17 protein-coding genes and 2 pseudogenes are annotated in these 17,219 nt (G+C 53.2%); 17 read left to right on the plus strand and 2 right to left on the minus strand.

Going from position 1 to position 17,219, the window contains the following annotated elements; genetic code table 11:
• The first annotated feature begins 98 nt into the window (after window positions 1-98).
• From manA to add, 5 genes and pseudogenes are all read left to right on the plus strand, one after another.
• Window positions 99-1,274: a mannose-6-phosphate isomerase gene (gene manA, locus NA197_RS01530; protein WP_001170618.1), complete on the plus strand. Its 1,176-nt coding sequence runs from the start codon at window positions 99-101 to the stop codon at window positions 1,272-1,274.
• Between the two features lie 102 nt (window positions 1,275-1,376).
• The gene (locus tag NA197_RS01535) at window positions 1,377-2,885 is read left to right on the plus strand and encodes a YdgA family protein (RefSeq protein ID WP_064043310.1); all 1,509 of its coding nucleotides are present in this window, start codon (window positions 1,377-1,379) and stop codon (window positions 2,883-2,885) included.
• Window positions 2,886-3,003: 118 nt separating this feature from the next.
• A pseudogene (locus tag NA197_RS01540) lies at window positions 3,004-3,224 on the plus strand (glucose PTS transporter subunit EIIB); the annotation flags it as partial.
• Between the two features lie 9 nt (window positions 3,225-3,233).
• Window positions 3,234-3,365 (plus strand): annotated as a pseudogene (locus tag NA197_RS01545) (transcriptional regulator); the annotation flags it as partial.
• A 225-nt stretch (window positions 3,366-3,590) separates the two neighbouring features.
• The gene (gene add / locus NA197_RS01550) at window positions 3,591-4,592 is read left to right on the plus strand and encodes an adenosine deaminase (protein ID WP_000565565.1); all 1,002 of its coding nucleotides are present in this window, start codon (window positions 3,591-3,593) and stop codon (window positions 4,590-4,592) included.
• Between the two features lie 74 nt (window positions 4,593-4,666).
• On the opposite strand, the gene NA197_RS01555 is transcribed toward add, so the two are convergent.
• Entirely contained in the window at window positions 4,667-5,707 is a 1,041-nt protein-coding gene (locus NA197_RS01555) for an oxidoreductase (protein WP_000998242.1), read from the minus strand.
• A gap of 207 nt (window positions 5,708-5,914) precedes the next feature.
• Between NA197_RS01555 and blr the strand changes: the two genes are divergently transcribed.
• The 12 genes from blr (at window position 5,915) to gstA (ending at window position 16,255) form a co-directional block, all read left to right on the plus strand.
• Window positions 5,915-6,040, plus strand: a complete 126-nt coding sequence (blr, locus tag NA197_RS01560) for a division septum protein Blr (protein WP_001708800.1) — start codon at window positions 5,915-5,917, stop codon at window positions 6,038-6,040.
• Between the two features lie 297 nt (window positions 6,041-6,337).
• Window positions 6,338-6,553 carry a transcription modulator YdgT gene (ydgT, locus tag NA197_RS01565; protein ID WP_000217946.1) on the plus strand — a complete coding sequence of 72 codons (216 nt, stop codon included), beginning with the start codon at window positions 6,338-6,340 and terminating at the stop codon, window positions 6,551-6,553.
• 88 nt (window positions 6,554-6,641) lie between these two features.
• Window positions 6,642-7,082: a DUF2569 domain-containing protein gene (locus NA197_RS01570; RefSeq protein WP_000214061.1), complete on the plus strand. Its 441-nt coding sequence runs from the start codon at window positions 6,642-6,644 to the stop codon at window positions 7,080-7,082.
• 76 nt (window positions 7,083-7,158) lie between these two features.
• Complete coding sequence (gene rsxA, locus NA197_RS01575; protein WP_000133179.1) at window positions 7,159-7,740, plus strand: electron transport complex subunit RsxA; 582 nt, start codon at window positions 7,159-7,161, stop codon at window positions 7,738-7,740.
• Complete coding sequence (gene rsxB / locus NA197_RS01580) at window positions 7,740-8,318, plus strand: electron transport complex subunit RsxB (protein WP_001092600.1); 579 nt, start codon at window positions 7,740-7,742, stop codon at window positions 8,316-8,318. The genes rsxA and rsxB overlap by 1 nt, the downstream gene beginning before the upstream one ends.
• Window positions 8,311-10,425 carry an electron transport complex subunit RsxC gene (gene rsxC, locus NA197_RS01585; protein WP_208215003.1) on the plus strand — a complete coding sequence of 705 codons (2,115 nt, stop codon included), beginning with the start codon at window positions 8,311-8,313 and terminating at the stop codon, window positions 10,423-10,425. The genes rsxB and rsxC overlap by 8 nt, the downstream gene beginning before the upstream one ends.
• Window positions 10,426-11,484 carry an electron transport complex subunit RsxD gene (rsxD, locus tag NA197_RS01590; protein ID WP_064043312.1) on the plus strand — a complete coding sequence of 353 codons (1,059 nt, stop codon included), beginning with the start codon at window positions 10,426-10,428 and terminating at the stop codon, window positions 11,482-11,484.
• Between the two features lie 3 nt (window positions 11,485-11,487).
• On the plus strand, window positions 11,488-12,108 hold the full coding sequence (gene rsxG, locus NA197_RS01595; protein WP_000920820.1) for an electron transport complex subunit RsxG: 621 nt from the start codon (window positions 11,488-11,490) through the stop codon (window positions 12,106-12,108).
• Window positions 12,109-12,110: 2 nt separating this feature from the next.
• A complete protein-coding gene (locus tag NA197_RS01600) occupies window positions 12,111-12,803 on the plus strand; it encodes an electron transport complex subunit E (protein ID WP_001289628.1) in 693 nt (230 codons plus the stop codon).
• Complete coding sequence (gene nth / locus NA197_RS01605) at window positions 12,803-13,438, plus strand: endonuclease III (protein ID WP_001030318.1); 636 nt, start codon at window positions 12,803-12,805, stop codon at window positions 13,436-13,438. Before NA197_RS01600 ends, nth begins: the two co-directional genes overlap by 1 nt.
• Before the next feature lie 601 nt (window positions 13,439-14,039).
• Entirely contained in the window at window positions 14,040-15,545 is a 1,506-nt protein-coding gene (gene dtpA, locus NA197_RS01610) for a dipeptide/tripeptide permease DtpA (protein ID WP_000100911.1), read from the plus strand.
• Between the two features lie 104 nt (window positions 15,546-15,649).
• Window positions 15,650-16,255, plus strand: coding sequence for a glutathione transferase GstA (gene gstA / locus NA197_RS01615; protein WP_000765727.1), 606 nt, complete (start codon window positions 15,650-15,652; stop codon window positions 16,253-16,255).
• Between the two features lie 58 nt (window positions 16,256-16,313).
• On the opposite strand, the gene pdxY is transcribed toward gstA, so the two are convergent.
• On the minus strand, window positions 16,314-17,174 hold the full coding sequence (pdxY, locus tag NA197_RS01620) for a pyridoxal kinase PdxY (RefSeq protein WP_000789732.1): 861 nt from the start codon (window positions 17,172-17,174) through the stop codon (window positions 16,314-16,316).
• Window positions 17,175-17,219: the final 45 nt, after the last annotated feature.

Here is a 17,219-nt window from a genome sequence, read left to right on the forward strand (position 1 = left end):
CTGAGACAAGTACGACTTTTTACGCGCGGAGGTTACTTCATGCGGGTTTCTTGGTTTAATACCTCCCATTGATCTCCACATTGAAACAGGGCTTGATAATGCAAAAACTCATTAACTCAGTGCAAAACTATGCCTGGGGAAGTAAAACTGCGTTAACGGAACTTTATGGCATCGCCAATCCGCAGCAGCAGCCAATGGCTGAACTCTGGATGGGCGCGCATCCCAAAAGCAGCTCGCGAATCACCACCGCCAACGGCGAAACCGTCTCCCTGCGTGACGCCATCGAAAAGAATAAAACCGCCATGCTGGGCGAAGCGGTAGCCAACCGTTTCGGCGAACTGCCGTTTCTGTTTAAAGTACTGTGCGCCGCGCAGCCGCTCTCTATTCAGGTGCACCCGAATAAGCGCAATTCCGAAATCGGTTTCGCGAAAGAAAATGCGGCGGGTATCCCCATGGATGCCGCAGAGCGGAACTATAAAGATCCTAACCATAAACCAGAGCTGGTTTTTGCCCTGACGCCTTTCCTGGCGATGAACGCGTTCCGCGAATTTTCTGACATTGTCTCTTTACTGCAACCTATCGCCGGCGCGCATTCCGCTATCGCCCACTTTTTGCAGGCGCCGAACGCTGAACGTCTGAGCCAGCTTTTCGCCAGCCTGTTGAATATGCAAGGCGAAGAAAAATCCCGCGCGTTAGCCGTACTCAAAGCGGCGCTTAACAGCCAGCAAGGCGAACCGTGGCAAACGATCCGCGTGATTTCAGAGTATTATCCTGACGACAGCGGGCTTTTCTCTCCTTTGTTGCTGAATGTGGTCAAACTGAATCCCGGCGAGGCGATGTTCCTGTTTGCCGAAACGCCTCATGCTTATCTGCAGGGCGTTGCGCTGGAAGTCATGGCGAACTCCGATAACGTTCTGCGCGCTGGCCTTACGCCAAAATATATCGACATCCCTGAGCTGGTCGCGAACGTGAAGTTCGAACCTAAGCCTGCTGGCGAGTTACTGACTGCCCCGGTAAAAAGCGGCGCGGAGCTGGACTTCCCAATTCCGGTTGACGATTTTGCTTTTTCACTGCACGACCTGGCGCTTCAGGAGACGAGCATCGGCCAACACAGCGCCGCGATTCTGTTCTGCGTTGAGGGTGAGGCGGTGTTACGTAAAGATGAACAGCGTCTGGTACTGAAGCCGGGTGAATCGGCCTTTATCGGCGCGGATGAGTCTCCGGTTAACGCCAGCGGCACGGGCCGTTTAGCGCGTGTTTATAACAAGCTGTAGCAACGTACTGAATTTTTTAACAACTCTTGCTAAGCTTATAACAGACGTAAAACTCCTCCAGGCGGTTTAATCCGCCTGGTTTCATTTTTATGGACAATTGATATGAAAAAAACACTGGTAGCTGCAGGTGTAGTAATTGCACTTGGCATCGTCTGGACAGGCGGCGCCTGGTATACGGGGAAAAAGCTGGAGAACCATCTTGCAGAAATGGTGACTCAGGCCAATGAACAGCTCAAGCGTACTGCGCCGGAGGCCGGTGTCGAATTAAGTTATCAAAACTACCAGCGTGGCGTGTTCAGTAGCCATCTGCAACTGGTTGTCAAACCGGTTGCAGGCGCAGACACTACCTGGTTGAAGCCCGGGCAAAGCATTGTGCTGGACGAGTCCGTTTCACATGGCCCCTTCCCGCTCGCCCAGCTCAAAACGCTCAATCTGATCCCTTCTATGGCGTCGGTAAAAACCACGCTGGTGAATAACGATGCGGCAAAACCCCTCTTTGATATCGCGAAAGGCGACACGCCCTTTGTCATCAATACCCGCATTGGTTATGGCGGCGATACCCGCTCCGATATCTCTCTCAAGCCGTTAAACTACGAGAATGCCGGTGAAAAGGTCGCCTTTAGCGGCGGCGAGTTCCAGCTTAACGCCGATAAAGACGGTAATGTGGTTTCGCTGTCGGGCGAAGCGCAGAGCGGCCTGGTCGATGCCGTTAACGAATATAATCAGAAGGTACAACTCACCTTTAATAATTTGAAAACAGACGGTACCAGTAAGCTGGCAAGCTTTGGCGAGCGTGTAGGCGACCAAAAGTTAACGCTGGATAAACTGTCCATCGCCATTGAGGGTAAAGAGATGGCGGTGCTGGAAGGGATGGAAATTGCCGGCAAGTCCGATCTCGTCAACGACGGAAAAACCATTAACAGCCAGTTGGATTACTCGCTTAACAGCCTGAAAGTGCAGAATCAGGATTTGGGCAGCGGTAAATTAACGCTGAAAGTCGGTCAAATCGACGGCGAAGCCTGGCACCAGTTTAGTCAGCAATATCATGCGCAAACGCAGGCGCTGCTGAATCAGCCGGACGTGGCGCAGAATCCTGAGCTTTATCAGCAAAAAGTCACTGAAGCGTTCTTTAGCGCTCTCCCCGTGCTGTTAAAAGGCGATCCGGTACTGACCATAGCGCCGCTTAGCTGGAAAAACGCCAAAGGGGAAACCACGCTGAATCTGTCGCTGTTCCTCAAAGATCCGGCAACCACAACGGCACAACCGCAAACGCTGGCGCAGGAAGTCGACCGCTCCGTGAAATCGCTGGATGCGAAACTGGCAATTCCGATGGACATGGCGGTCGAGTTTATGACGCAGATAGCAAAGCTGGAAGGCTATCAGCAGGATGATGCGGAAAAACTGGCAAAACAGCAGGTGCAGGGGCTGTCCGCAATGGGTCAGATGTTCCGACTGACAACGCTGAAGGATAATACTATCGCCTCCAGTTTGCAGTACGCCAATGGCCAGATCACGCTCAACGGACAAAAAATGCCGTTGGAAGACTTTGTCGGCCTGTTTGGAATGCCGGCGCTTTCCGTTCCGGACGTTCCGGCGCTGCCTCAACAATAATCGCCTTGCCGGGTGTCGCGACGCTGCACCCGGTCTGCGCCGAACGACGCGCAGCCTCTACTTTTGCGTTACCAGGCGAGCGGCTATCGTTTGACTCCGCACATGGTGCTCGTCGTGAGCATTAGGCGGCACGGAAAACATCGTGAGTCTGGACAACTGCATCCCCCCCTACGCCTGTCAGTGAAAGATATGTCGTTTGTCGATGTCCAGGCATTGAAGGACAATCACGCGACAGGCATCGTACAGCTCAATCAGCATAATTTGCAGGTAATTATCGGCCCGCAGGTTCAGTCGGTAAAAGATGAAATGGTTGGCCTGATGAATACCGTTCAGGCATAAGGAAGGGATATGTTCGATTTTTCACAGGAAGTTGACCGACGCGGGACATGGTGTACGTAGTGGGATTATGTCGCCGATCGTTTTGGCGAAGCCGATCTGCTCCCCTTTACGATCTCGGATATGGATTTTGCCACCGCACCGTTCGCTGATACTGTCTACAGGCGGGGGGTTGACCCTTTATCCTGAGAGGCGATAACAGAGACGGCCCCCGTGAGCTGACCGGGGGCGCGTTAAAGAGAATGATACAAAATTTCTTCCGCGCTCTCGCGAAGTTGCAACGTAATGACTCCGTTTTTGCAAAATTTCCAGAGCATTATCAATCTGTAGTATAATGGTGCGCACTTTTATTAAAAATTGAGTGCGCCCATGATTGATATTACGCTTCCTTTGACTGACATCCACCGCCACCTTGATGGCAACATTCGCGCCCAAACAATTCTGGATCTTGGTCGGCAGTTCAACATCGCCCTTCCCGCCCAAACGCTGGAAACGCTGATTCCGCATGTCCAGGTCACCTCAACCGAACCCGATTTAGTAAGCTTTCTCACTAAGCTCGATTGGGGGGTAAAAGTCCTGGCATCGCTTGACGCCTGCCGCCGTGTGGCCTTTGAAAATATTGAAGATGCCGCACGTAACGGCCTGCATTACGTCGAGCTTCGCTTTTCGCCCGGCTATATGGCGATGGCGCATCAGTTACCGATCGCAGGCGTGGTTGAAGCCGTTATCGACGGCGTACGCGACGGCTGTAACACGTTTGGCGTCGAGGCGCGACTCATTGGCATTATGAGCCGTACCTTCGGCGAGGCGGCATGTTTACAGGAGCTTGATGCGCTGCTGGCGCACAGAGAGAAAATCACCGCGCTGGATTTAGCCGGTGATGAGCTGGGCTTTCCCGGCAGTCTGTTTTTGTCGCACTTTAATCGGGCGCGCGATGCGGGCTGGCATATTACCGTTCACGCTGGCGAAGCCGCAGGGCCGGAAAGTATCTGGCAGGCGATTCGCGAACTGGGAGCCGAACGTATCGGACATGGCGTAAAAGCTGTCGAAGATCGCGCGTTAATGGATTTTCTTGCACAGCAGCGTATCGGTATTGAATCCTGTCTGACTTCGAATATTCAGACCAGTACCGTCGCATCGCTGGCAGACCATCCGCTCAAAACCTTCCTTGAGCATGGCGTTCTCGCCAGTCTTAATACGGACGATCCGGCTGTTCAGGGCGTAGATATTATCCATGAATATCACGTTGCCGCGCCAGCGGCAGGATTGAGCCGCGAACAGATTCGCCAGGCGCAGATTAACGGTCTGGAAATCGCCTTTTTGAGCGATGGCGAAAAACGTGCGCTGCGCGAAAAAGTGGCCGCGGCGTAAGATTGCTTTATTGATGCTAACGCCCTCTCTCCGCCTGCGATTTAATGCTATCCCAGGCGGAGAAATGCGACATCTCAGGCAAGACACAGCGTCGCGCGATGTTTTGCCGATTCCATGCCCAGTTCAATCAACTCCATAATTTGAATCGCCTGGCTTGCCGGCACGGGATTTTCACCGTTACCGTTTAACGCATCGCGGATGGCGGCATAATATGCCGGGTAGTTACCCGGCAACGTAAGCCAGTTCTCTTCTTTGCGCGTCTCTCCCTCAACCAGGGTCAATACGCCGTCACGCATGTCGTATCCCCAGTCTTCCTGCGGTAAACGCTCGCCGTTTTTTAACCGTTCTTCCTGGGGATCGAGGCCATATTTAACATAGCTACCGCGCGAACCATGAACGATGTATCGCGCGGATTCCGCCGCGGCCAGCATCGTACCGTGCAAAATCACGCGGCGCTGGGGGTAGGATAAAATCGCGTGGAAATAATCTGTAGATTGCGCGCCCGGACGCAGTTGCGCTAAATCCACCGTCATGCTGACCGGCAGGCCAAAAAGTTGAATGGCCTGATCCAACAAGTGCGGCGCCAGATCGTACCAGATACCACTTCCCGGCCCGCCTTGCTCGCGCCAGCGGTCGCGCACCTGGGGACGAAAGCGATCAAAGTGGGATTCAAACAAGGACACCTCGCCGAGCACGCCATCCGCCAGCAAGGCTTTCAGCGTCAAAAAATCGCTGTCCCAGCGTCGGTTGTGGAAGACGGAAAGTACCCGGCCAGTGCTCCGCGCTAGCGCATCCAACTCTCGCGCCTGTGACAGTGTCACGGTAAAGGGTTTATCAACCACCACATGCTTACCGGCTTCCAGCGCAGCTTTCGCCAGCGGGAAATGGGTATCGTTGGGCGTCGGGATCACGATCAGGTCGATATGCGGATCGTTAAATAAATGTCGGGGCTCAGAGACCACGGAAACCGCCGGCCAGTCTGCTTTCACTTTTGTTTCATCGCTGCTGGATACCGCCGCAAGCTCTAGCCCTGGCGTTCCCATAATTAAGGGCGCATGAAAGGTTTTACTGGCGTAGCCATAACCGATTAACCCAACGCGGATTTTGTCATTCATCTCACTGCCTCCGGTTTTAGATATCGCTATTCCACACCATCGTGCGATTAGCCGCAATAGCGTCCTGACCATCAACGTAGCATCAAATGATTAACTTGTTACAGAACAGGGGCTGAAATCGTTTCCCTCCCTCTTGCCGACCGTTCGCCAGGAAAGTAACATTTACCCCCTGTGTTTATGGATAAATCAAAGCAAATGTCGTCAGTAATGAATCGTCTTATTGAATTAACTGGGTGGATAGTTCTCGTTATCTCAGTCATTCTTTTAGGTATTGCCAACCATATTGACAATTACCAACCACCAGAGCCCACGGCTTCCGTTCAGAAGAAGTAAGCGTCAGATAATGTAAAGGCGTTTTCGCGTGGTACGGTAAGCGGCGCCCCGGGGGTGCAAAGAAAAGTCAAAAACCGGCAAAAAAAAACGAAATATGTTCTATCTGGTCTGACGTTTATTGCCTGTTGTAGGAAAGCGCGTTAACCTTTCGCCCCAGGCGCCATGTGGCGCCTGACTCTTTACCGGTAAGAATATTCCCTTTTTACCTGCACCCCTGACCTCTCACTGGTGCGGTTTTGTTTATTTTTTATCAGTGACTACTCCGTTGGCATTATATTTAATATGGATCAACTTTATATGACTGTTCAGGATTATCTATTAAAATTCCGCAAAATTAGTTCGCTCGAAAGTCTGGAAAAACTGTTCGACCACCTTAACTATACCCTTACTGATGACATGGACATCGTTAATATGTATCGCGCTGCAGATCACCGCCGTGCCGAGCTGGTTTCCGGAGGACGCCTGTTTGATGTAGGTCAGGTTCCGCAATCCGTCTGGCGCTATGTGCAATAAAGAAAGTAGCGTTTAACATCAAAAACCTTATAATATTTGCCCCAAAATGAGCGGCATGACCGTTAACGCGCGTAACCCCGGAGAAGATATGACTACAACACCGCCACAACGAATTGGAGGCTGGCTTCTTGGCCCGTTAGCCTGGCTGTTAGTCGCGTTGTTGAGCGCCTCGCTGGCGTTATTACTCTACGTTATGGCGCTTGCCACACCGCAAACGTTCAAGACGCTTAGCGGACAGGAAACCGGTAATTTACTGCTATGGGGCATTTCATTTATTACCGCTATCGCCATGTGGTACTATACCTTGTGGTTGACGATCGCATTCTTCAAGCGCAGACGCTGCGTGCCGAAGCATTACATTATCTGGCTGCTGGTGTCGGTGTTACTGGCGGTTAAAGCATTTGCCTTTTCGCCCGTCTCAGATGCCTTTGCCGTGCGTCAGTTACTCTTCCCACTGTTGGCGACGGCGCTCATTGTGCCTTATCTCAAACGTTCAGCGCGCGTTAAAACAACGTTTGTTAATCCGTAATAACCCTACAGTTAACCTGTTGTCGCCTGTGGTAGTTTGACAGATAATAGGCGGCTTTTTTATTTCAGGCCGAAACATGACTGATTACCTGCTGCTCTTTGTCGGAACTGTACTGGTCAATAACTTTGTACTGGTCAAATTCCTGGGCCTTTGTCCCTTTATGGGCGTATCCAAAAAACTGGAAACCGCCATGGGGATGGGCCTCGCGACGACCTTTGTCATGACGCTGGCGTCGATATGCGCCTGGCTTATCGACACCTGGATACTTATTCCGCTGGATCTGATTTATCTGCGGACGCTGGCCTTTATCCTCGTCATTGCTGTGGTCGTACAATTTACCGAAATGGTTGTACGGAAAACCAGCCCGGCGTTATACCGCTTGTTAGGCATCTTCTTACCACTGATTACCACTAACTGTGCGGTTCTGGGCGTAGCGTTACTGAATATTAATCTCGGTCATCACTTTCTTCAGTCGGCGCTGTACGGATTTTCCGCCGCCGTCGGTTTTTCATTAGTGATGGTTCTGTTCGCCGCTATCCGCGAACGCCTTGCCGTGGCGGATGTGCCCGCCCCTTTTCGTGGTAACGCGATAGCATTGATTACCGCAGGATTAATGTCTTTGGCCTTTATGGGCTTTAGTGGTTTGGTGAAGTTGTAATGAATACTATCTGGATTGCCGTTGGCGCCCTGACCCTTCTGGGTCTGGTGTTCGGCGCCATTCTGGGTTATGCCTCCCGCCGATTCGCGGTTGAAGATGATCCGGTTGTTGAAAAAATCGATGCGATTTTGCCGCAGAGCCAGTGTGGTCAGTGCGGCTATCCCGGCTGTCGCCCCTACGCCGAAGCCGTGGGTCTCCAGGGCGAGAAAATCAATCGTTGCGCGCCCGGCGGCGAAGCCGTCATGCTGAAAATGGCAGAGTTGCTAAACGTAGAGCCGCAACCATGCGATGGTGAAGAACAGCAGGCCGCGCCAGTACGTATGCTGGCAGTTATTGATGAAAATAACTGCATTGGCTGCACAAAATGCATTCAGGCCTGCCCGGTTGACGCCATCGTTGGCGCAACGCGCGCCATGCACACGGTCATGAGCGATCTCTGTACTGGCTGTAATCTGTGCGTCGATCCGTGTCCGACGCACTGCATCGAATTACGTCCGGTGAATGAGACGCCCGACAGTTGGAAATGGGATTTGAACACCATTCCCGTTCGCATCATTCCCGTGGAACAACATGCTTAAACTATTTTCCGCTTTCAGAAAAGATAAAATCTGGGATTTCGACGGTGGTATTCATCCGCCCGAAATGAAGTCCCAGTCAAACGGCACGCCGCTGCGCCAGGTGCCTTTGGCGCCGCGCTTTGTTATCCCTTTAAAACAGCACATTGGCGCTGAGGGCGAGCTGTGCGTTAGCGTCGGCGATCGCGTGCTACGCGGCCAGGCGCTTACCCGTGGACGTGGGAGAATGCTGCCGGTACACGCGCCCACCTCCGGGACGGTTATCGCTATTGCCCCCCACTCGACGGCGCATCCTTCGGCGCTGGCGGAGTTAAGCGTCATCATTGATGCCGACGGCGAGGACCGCTGGATTGAGCGTGATGGCTGGTCTGATTACCGCGCCCACAGCCGTGAAGCGCTCATTGAACGCATTCATCAGTATGGCGTTGCCGGGCTTGGCGGCGCAGGGTTTCCCACCGGCGTTAAATTGCAGGGTGGCGGCGATAAAATCACCACGCTTATTATCAATGCCGCAGAGTGCGAACCTTATATTACGGCGGACGATCGTCTGATGCAGGACTGCGCCGCGCAGATTGTGGAAGGTATTCGCATCCTGGCGCATATTCTGCAACCGCGTGAGGTATTAATCGGCATTGAAGATAACAAACCGCAGGCTATTTCCATGCTGCGCGCCGTACTGGCTGACGCCCACGATATTTCGTTACGTGTGATCCCAACCAAATACCCTTCCGGCGGCGCAAAACAGCTCACCCAAATACTGACGGGAAAACAGGTTCCCCACGGCGGGCGCTCCTCTGATATTGGCGTGCTGATGCAAAACGTCGGTACGGCGTATGCCGTTAAACGCGCCGTGATTGACGGCGAACCGATCACAGAACGCGTCGTCACCTTAACGGGTGAAGCGGTAAGCCGCCCGGGTAACGTCTGGGCGCGGCTCGGCACTCCCGTTCGCCATTTGCTTAACGATGCCGGGTTCTGCCCTTCTGCTGACCAGATGGTCATCATGGGCGGCCCGTTGATGGGATTCACCCTTCCCTGGCTTGACGTACCGGTCGTAAAAATCACCAACTGCCTGCTGGCGCCATCCGTGACTGAAATGGGAGCGCCTCAGGAAGAGAAAAGCTGTATTCGTTGCAGCGCTTGCGCTGACGCTTGCCCTGCCGACCTTTTACCGCAGCAGCTTTATTGGTTCAGCAAAGGGCAGCAGCATGACAAGGCTACCGCTCACCATATTGCTGATTGTATAGAATGCGGCGCCTGCGCCTGGGTCTGCCCCAGTAATATTCCGCTCGTCCAATATTTCCGTCAGGAAAAAGCGGAGATTAATGCGATCAGGCTTGAAGAAAAACGCGCCGCCGAAGCCAAAGCGCGTTTTGAGGCTCGTCAGGCAAGACTGGAGCGCGAAAAAGCCGCCCGCCTTGCACGTCATAAGAGCGCAGCGGTACAACCAGCGGCAAAAGATCAGGATGCCATTGCCGCTGCGCTGGCGCGGGTAAAAGAGAAACAGGCGCAGGCCACGCAACCGGTGGTTATTCAGGCGGGTAGTCTGCCAGACAATAGCGCCGTCATCGCGGCCCGTGAAGCGCGTAAAGCGCAAGCGCGCGCTAAACAAGCCGCTCATCCGGTGGCTGACAGCGCGATATCCGGCGGCGACCCGCGTAAAGCCGCAGTGGAGGCGGCTATCGCTCGCGCCAAAGCCCGCAAACAGGAGCAGCAGGCCGGAAGCGAACCTGCCGAACCGGTCGATCCGCGCAAAGCCGCGGTGGAGGCGGCCATCGCCCGCGCCAAAGCCCGCAAACAGGAGCAGCAGGCCGGAAGCGAACCTGCCGAACCGGTCGATCCGCGTAAAGCCGCGGTGGAAGCGGCCATCGCCCGTGCCAAAGCCCGTAAGCAGGAGCAGCAGACCGGAAGCGAACCTGTCGAACCGGCCGATCCGCGTAAAGCCGCAGTGGAAGCGGCTATCGCCCGCGCCAAAGCCCGCAAGCAGGAGCAGCAGGCCGGAAGCGAACCTGCCGAACCGGCCGACCCGCGTAAAGCCGCGGTTGCTGCGGCGATCGCCCGCGTTCAGGCAAAAAAAGCAGCACAGCAGCAGGTTGTTAACGAGGATTAAATGGTATTCAGAATCGCAAGCTCGCCTTATACCCATAACCAGCGCCAGACATCGCGAATCATGTTGCTGGTATTAATCGCCGCTCTGCCGGGGATTGCCGCGCAGACGTGGTTTTTTGGTTGGGGAACGCTTTTCCAGATCGTTCTGGCTGCTATCACGGCGCTCGTCGCGGAAGCCATTGCCCTCAGGCTGCGCAAACAATCGGTCGCCAGTCACCTGCAGGATTATTCCGCGTTATTGACGGGGCTTTTGCTGGCGGTCAGCATCCCTCCGCTCGCGCCCTGGTGGATGGTCGTGCTGGGAACCGGATTCGCCATTATTATCGCTAAACAGTTATATGGCGGGCTGGGACAAAACCCCTTTAATCCGGCCATGATCGGTTACGTGGTGCTATTAATTTCCTTTCCGGTGCAAATGACAAGCTGGTTGCCGCCTTATGAAATAGCCGCAACAACGCCCGATATGCTGGACACGTTGCGGATGATTTTTACCGGGCATACCGCCAGCGGCGGCGATATGACGCTGCTACGTATCGGTATTGACGGTATCAGCCAGGCGACGCCGCTGGATACGTTTAAAACGTCCTTGCGCGCCAGGCACTCCGTTGAGCAAATCATGCAGTACCCGATATACAGCGGTGCGCTGGCTGGCGTGGGCTGGCAGTGGGTTAACCTCGCCTGGCTTGTCGGCGGCGTATTCCTGCTGTGGCAAAAAGCCATCCGCTGGCATATCCCGGTCAGTTTTCTGCTCACGCTGGCGCTATGCGCCGCGTTAGGTTGGCTTTTCTCGCCCGCTACGCTGGCCTCGCCGCAGCTTCATCTGCTGTCAGGCGCCACCATGCTGGGCGCATTTTTTATCTTGACGGATCCGGTTACCGCCTCCACGACCAACCGTGGACGTTTAATTTTCGGCGCGCTGGCTGGGGTATTAGTGTGGCTGATTCGTAGCTTCGGCGGCTATCCGGACGGCGTTGCTTTTGCTGTCCTGTTGGCGAATATCACGGTTCCTCTGATCGACTACTACACGCGCCCCCGCGTCTATGGACATCGCAAAGGATAAACCATGCTGAAAACGATTCGTAAACACGGTATTACGCTGGCGCTTTTTGCCGCAGGCTCTACGGGATTGACCGCGGTGATTAATCAGATGACAAAATCAACCATCCACGAACAAGCGCTGCAACAACAACATGCCTTGTTTGATCAGGTATTGCCGCCAGATCGTTACAATAATAATCTGCAAGAGAGCTGTTATCTGGTCGATGCGCCCGCCCTCGGCAAAGGCACACACCGTGTTTTTATCGCTCGCAAGGATGATAAACCCGTAGCGGCCATCATTGAGGCCACCGCGCCAGATGGCTATTCCGGCGCTATCCAGCTTATTGTTGGCGCAGATTTCAACGGTACTATCCTGGGGACGCGCGTGACGGAACATCATGAGACGCCAGGGTTAGGTGATAAAATTGAGCGCCGTTTGTCTGACTGGATTACCCACTTTAGCGGTAAAACCATCAGCGGTGAAAATGATACGCACTGGGCGGTGAAAAAAGATGGCGGTGATTTTGATCAATTTACCGGGGCGACAATAACGCCGCGCGCCGTAGTGAATGCGGTTAAACGCGCCGGGCTGTACGCCGAATCACTGCCCGCTCAGCTCCCCCATTTAACCGCCTGTGGAGAATAACCATGAGCGAAATAAAAGACATTGTTGTTCAGGGGTTATGGAAAAATAACTCTGCTCTGGTGCAGCTACTTGGCCTGTGCCCTTTACTGGCGGTGACGTCTACGGCAACCAACGCTCTGGGTCTGGGTCTGGCCACGACGCTGGTATTAACGCTGACCAACCTTACGGTGTCCGCACTACGTCGCTGGACGCCGGCAGAAATCCGTATCCCGATTTACGTTATGATCATTGCTTCGGTGGTAAGCGCAGTACAGATGCTGATCAATGCGTATGCGTTCGGTTTGTATCAGTCTTTAGGGATTTTTATTCCGTTGATTGTAACGAACTGCATTGTTGTTGGTCGCGCCGAAGCGTTTGCCGCGAAAAAAGGACCGTGGCTTTCCGCGTTGGACGGTTTTTCCATCGGCATGGGCGCGACAGGCGCGATGTTCGTGCTGGGCTCACTGCGCGAGATCCTCGGGAATGGTACGCTTTTCGATGGCGCGGATAGCCTGCTGGGAGGCTGGGCAAAAGTATTACGGGTCGAGATATTTCACACCGACTCGCCTTTCCTGCTGGCGATGCTGCCGCCAGGCGCGTTTATCGGCCTGGGGCTCATGCTGGCGGTAAAATATCTTATTGATGAAAAAATGAAGAAACGCCGCGCCGAAACCGCGCCTTCCGCTGTTCCGGCAGGTGAAACAGGGAAAGTCTGATGAACAAAGCAAAAAGGCTGGAAATTCTGACGCGCCTGCGCGACAACAATCCGCACCCCACAACGGAACTCAATTTCACGTCGCCGTTTGAGTTGCTGATTGCCGTGTTGCTTTCCGCGCAGGCAACCGACGTCAGCGTGAACAAGGCTACCGCCAAACTTTACCCGGTCGCCAATACACCAGCCGCGATGCTGGAACTGGGCGTAGAAGGCGTGAAATCCTATATCAAAACCATCGGTTTATTTAACAGTAAAGCGGAAAACGTGATTAAGACCTGCCGTATTTTACTGGACAAGCATAATGGCGAAGTGCCGGAGGATCGGGCGGCGCTGGAAGCGCTTCCCGGCGTGGGGCGTAAAACCGCTAACGTAGTACTAAATACCGCCTTCGGCTGGCCGACCATCGCCGTTGATACGCATATATTTCGTGTATGCAACCGAACACAGTTCGCGCCGGGTAAAAATGTCGAGCAGGTAGAAGAGAAGTTGCTGAAAGTGGTGCCGAATGAGTTCAAAGTGGACTGCCATCACTGGTTAATTTTGCATGGCCGCTATACCTGTATCGCCCGAAAACCCCGCTGCGGCTCCTGCCTCATTGAAGATCTTTGCGAATACAAAGAAAAAGTCGATATTTGATATGGTCGGAGCGCGTCCGTCACGCCAGCGCGCTCCCACCTTCGGCCTGGATCTATTTTAGCCATCAATCATTCCAGTCTCTGTCCTTTTTCTGATGTAATGTGCTTTCGTTTTCCCTCCACGTCAGGTTAATCATTTTTTTAATCGCAAAAAATTCTATCTATCCGTGATCAGGATCACTTTGATAACTTCATGTGAAATTTAATGACATCTAAGGTTACATTTACAACCGGATAGACTGACGCCCCGTTTTCACTACAAAACATTACTCTGCCATTTTTTCAGATAATGGCCTATATCACTGCTTTTCACCTTAAATAGCAGAAGATATCGCCTTTCACCCAAACTAATGGCCTTTTTGCAGTGTAAAAATCTGCCATTCTTCAAATGAAGAAATTTAACGCTGGATAACATTTCTGACATCGGACGATTCAACCAGAAGAGTTATATGTAACAGATTATTACAAAGCTCTTGTCTGGAGAGGAAAGATAGTGAACATTACCTGCCGTTTCCCCTCCAATATAACAATCGGACGGATGAGTCTGACTCATCACGCGCCAGACAATCCCTGTTAATACGGGGCGTAAAAAAGAGGTAAAAGTGTCTACTGCAAACAAAAAACCAACTGAAAGCGTCAGTTTGAACGCTTTCAAACAACCGAAGGCGTTCTATCTCATCTTCTCGATAGAGTTATGGGAGCGTTTTGGTTATTACGGCCTGCAAGGCATTATGGCCGTCTACCTGGTAAAACAACTGGGTATGTCAGAAGCGGATTCCATCACCCTTTTCTCTTCCTTCAGTGCGCTGGTGTACGGCCTGGTCGCCATTGGCGGTTGGTTAGGTGATAAAATTCTGGGCACCAAACGCGTTATTATGCTGGGTGCCGTGGTGCTGGCTATCGGTTATGCGCTGGTCGCATGGTCTGGTCATGACGCTGGCATCGTCTATATGGGCATGGCGGCTATCGCTGTGGGTAACGGTCTGTTTAAAGCTAACCCGTCTTCCCTGCTGTCTACCTGTTACGCGAAGGACGATCCGCGTCTCGACGGCGCATTTACGATGTATTATATGTCCGTCAACATCGGCTCCTTCTTCTCTATGCTGGCGACGCCGTGGCTGGCGGCGCGTTATGGCTGGAGCACCGCGTTTGCGCTTAGCGTCGTCGGTATGCTGATAACCGTCGTTAACTTTGCTTTCTGCCAGCGCTGGGTGAAAAGCTACGGTTCCAAACCCGACTTTGAACCGATCAACTTCCGTAATCTGCTGCTGACCATCGTGGGTATTGTCGTTCTGATTGCGGTCGCCACCTGGCTGCTGCACAACCAGGATATCGCGCGTATGGTGCTGGGCGTAATCGCTCTTGGCATCGTCATTATCTTCGGTAAAGAAGCGTTTTCCATGCACGGCGCGGCACGCCGTAAAATGATCGTCGCCTTTATTTTGATGCTGCAGGCGATTATCTTCTTCGTACTGTACAGCCAGATGCCGACGTCGCTGAACTTCTTTGCCATTCGTAACGTCGAGCACTCTATTCTCGGTATCGCGTTCGAACCGGAACAGTATCAGGCGCTGAACCCATTCTGGATCATTATCGGCAGCCCGATTCTGGCCGCTATCTATAACAGGATGGGCGATACGCTGCCGATGCCGATGAAATTCGCCATTGGTATGGTGCTGTGTTCCGGCGCGTTCCTGATTCTGCCGCTGGGCGCCAAATTTGCGAACGATGCCGGCATCGTATCCGTAAACTGGCTGATCGCAAGCTACGGCCTGCAAAGTATCGGTGAGCTGATGATCTCCGGTCTGGGACTGGCAATGGTCGCACAGTTGGTTCCGCAGCGTCTGATGGGTTTCATCATGGGTAGCTGGTTCCTGACAACGGCAGGCGCTAACATCATCGGCGGTTATGTCGCCAACCTGATGGCTGTGCCGAGCGACGTGACTGACCCGCTGATGTCCCTGGAAGTCTATGGTCGCGTATTTATGCAGATTGGCATAGCAACCGCCGTTATCGCCGTCCTGATGCTGCTGACAGCGCCTAAGCTGAACCGTATGACCCAGGACGATGATACCGCTGAAAAAGGCTCTAAAGCCGCTACAGTTTAATTTTCCGGGAAACAACATTCAGGCCGCTAACTGTGCGTTAGCGGCTTTTTTTTTGCTCGTCCCCGCACTACCATACTTTAAACCTCAGCAAAAAGGAGTTACCGATGAAACTGTTCTACAAACCGGGTGCCTGCTCTCTTGCTTCCCATATTACCCTGCGCGAAATTGGCAAAGACTTTACGCTTGATGGCGTCGATCTCGCAAAAAAACGCCTGGAAAACGGTGATGATTACCTGGCAGTCAACCCTAAAGGACAGGTTCCGGCTCTGCTGCTGGATGACGGCACACTGTTGACTGAAGGCGTCGCCATTATGCAGTACCTCGCCGACAGCGTTCCCGACCGCCAGCTTCTGGCGCCGGTAAGTAGTCTTGCTCGCTATCATACGCTGGAATGGCTCAACTATATTGCAACGGAACTGCATAAAGGCTTTACCCCGCTGTTCCGCCCTGACACGCCGGAAACACTCAAACCCGCCGTTCGCGCCGGTCTGGAAAAGAAATTGCAGTATGTGGATGAGTCGCTTTCAGACGACCAGTGGATTTGCGGCCAGCGTTTTACCATTGCAGACGCTTATCTGTTTACCGTATTGCGTTGGGCCTATGGCGTAAAACTGAATATGGACGGGTTAACGCATATTGAAAGTTATATGCAGCGTGTCGCAAAAAGACCGACCGTTGCGGCAGCGCTTAAAGCGGAAGGACTGAATTAATGTCATGTTGCCGGATAGCTCGCTGTAGCGCCATCCGGCCTCTTTTTAGCAGCAATAATTACAGCCGCGTTGCGCTGAAGTAATGTTCAGGGTTAGCGATCCTGTCCTGGGCCGCCACGACCTGCAGTTCGTACTCCTGCATCGTTTTGGTGGCGATCATAATCTCATAGACTGCCGCCGTAACGTGCTCCAGCGCCTGCTGCAACGTCGCGCCCTGCAAAAGTTTGACCAGCAATAAACCACTGGTGACATCGCCAACGCCAACCGGCTGACGTGAACCGAAATCCACCAGCGGACGGCTAATATGCCAGGCTTCCTGCGCTGTCACCAGCAGCATTTCAAAGCGTTCTGAACTGTAACCGGCGCGGGCGAGATGTTTTACCAGTACAATTTCTGGTCCCTGAGCAATCAGTTCACGCGCCGCCTGCACGGCGTCATCCACATTATTCACGCTATGTTTGCTGAGAATTTCCAGTTCAATCAGGTTAGGCGCGATAATATCGCTGGCGGGTAGCGCATAACGCACATGGAACTCTGCGACGCCAGGCGCCACGATACAGCCCTTTTCCGGATGCCCCATCACGGGATCGCAGAAATATTTTGCCTGCGGATTTGCCGCTTTAACCTGGCGCACAATACCGAGAATGTGTTCTCCCTGCTCGGCAGATCCCAGGTAACCGCTAAGCACGGCGTCGCAGTGCGCTAACTGGCCAATGTCCGCAATCCCCTGGACAATCTCAGTCAGATGGCTGGGCGGCATGACACAGCCGGTCCATTTACCATATTGCGTGTGGTTAGAAAACTGAACGGTATTCAGCGGCCAAACATTCGCGCCAAGACGGCGCATGGGAAATTCGGCGGCGCTGTTGCCCGCATGTCCGAAAACAACATGGGACTGGATAGCGAGGATATTCTTCATTTTTTTACCTGAACATCAAAAATAAGGGAGTGATTTCTCACTCCC

Origin of the sequence: Salmonella sp. NW884, from assembly GCF_051700745.1 — a bacterium.
GTDB lineage: Bacteria > Pseudomonadota > Gammaproteobacteria > Enterobacterales > Enterobacteriaceae > Salmonella > Salmonella enterica.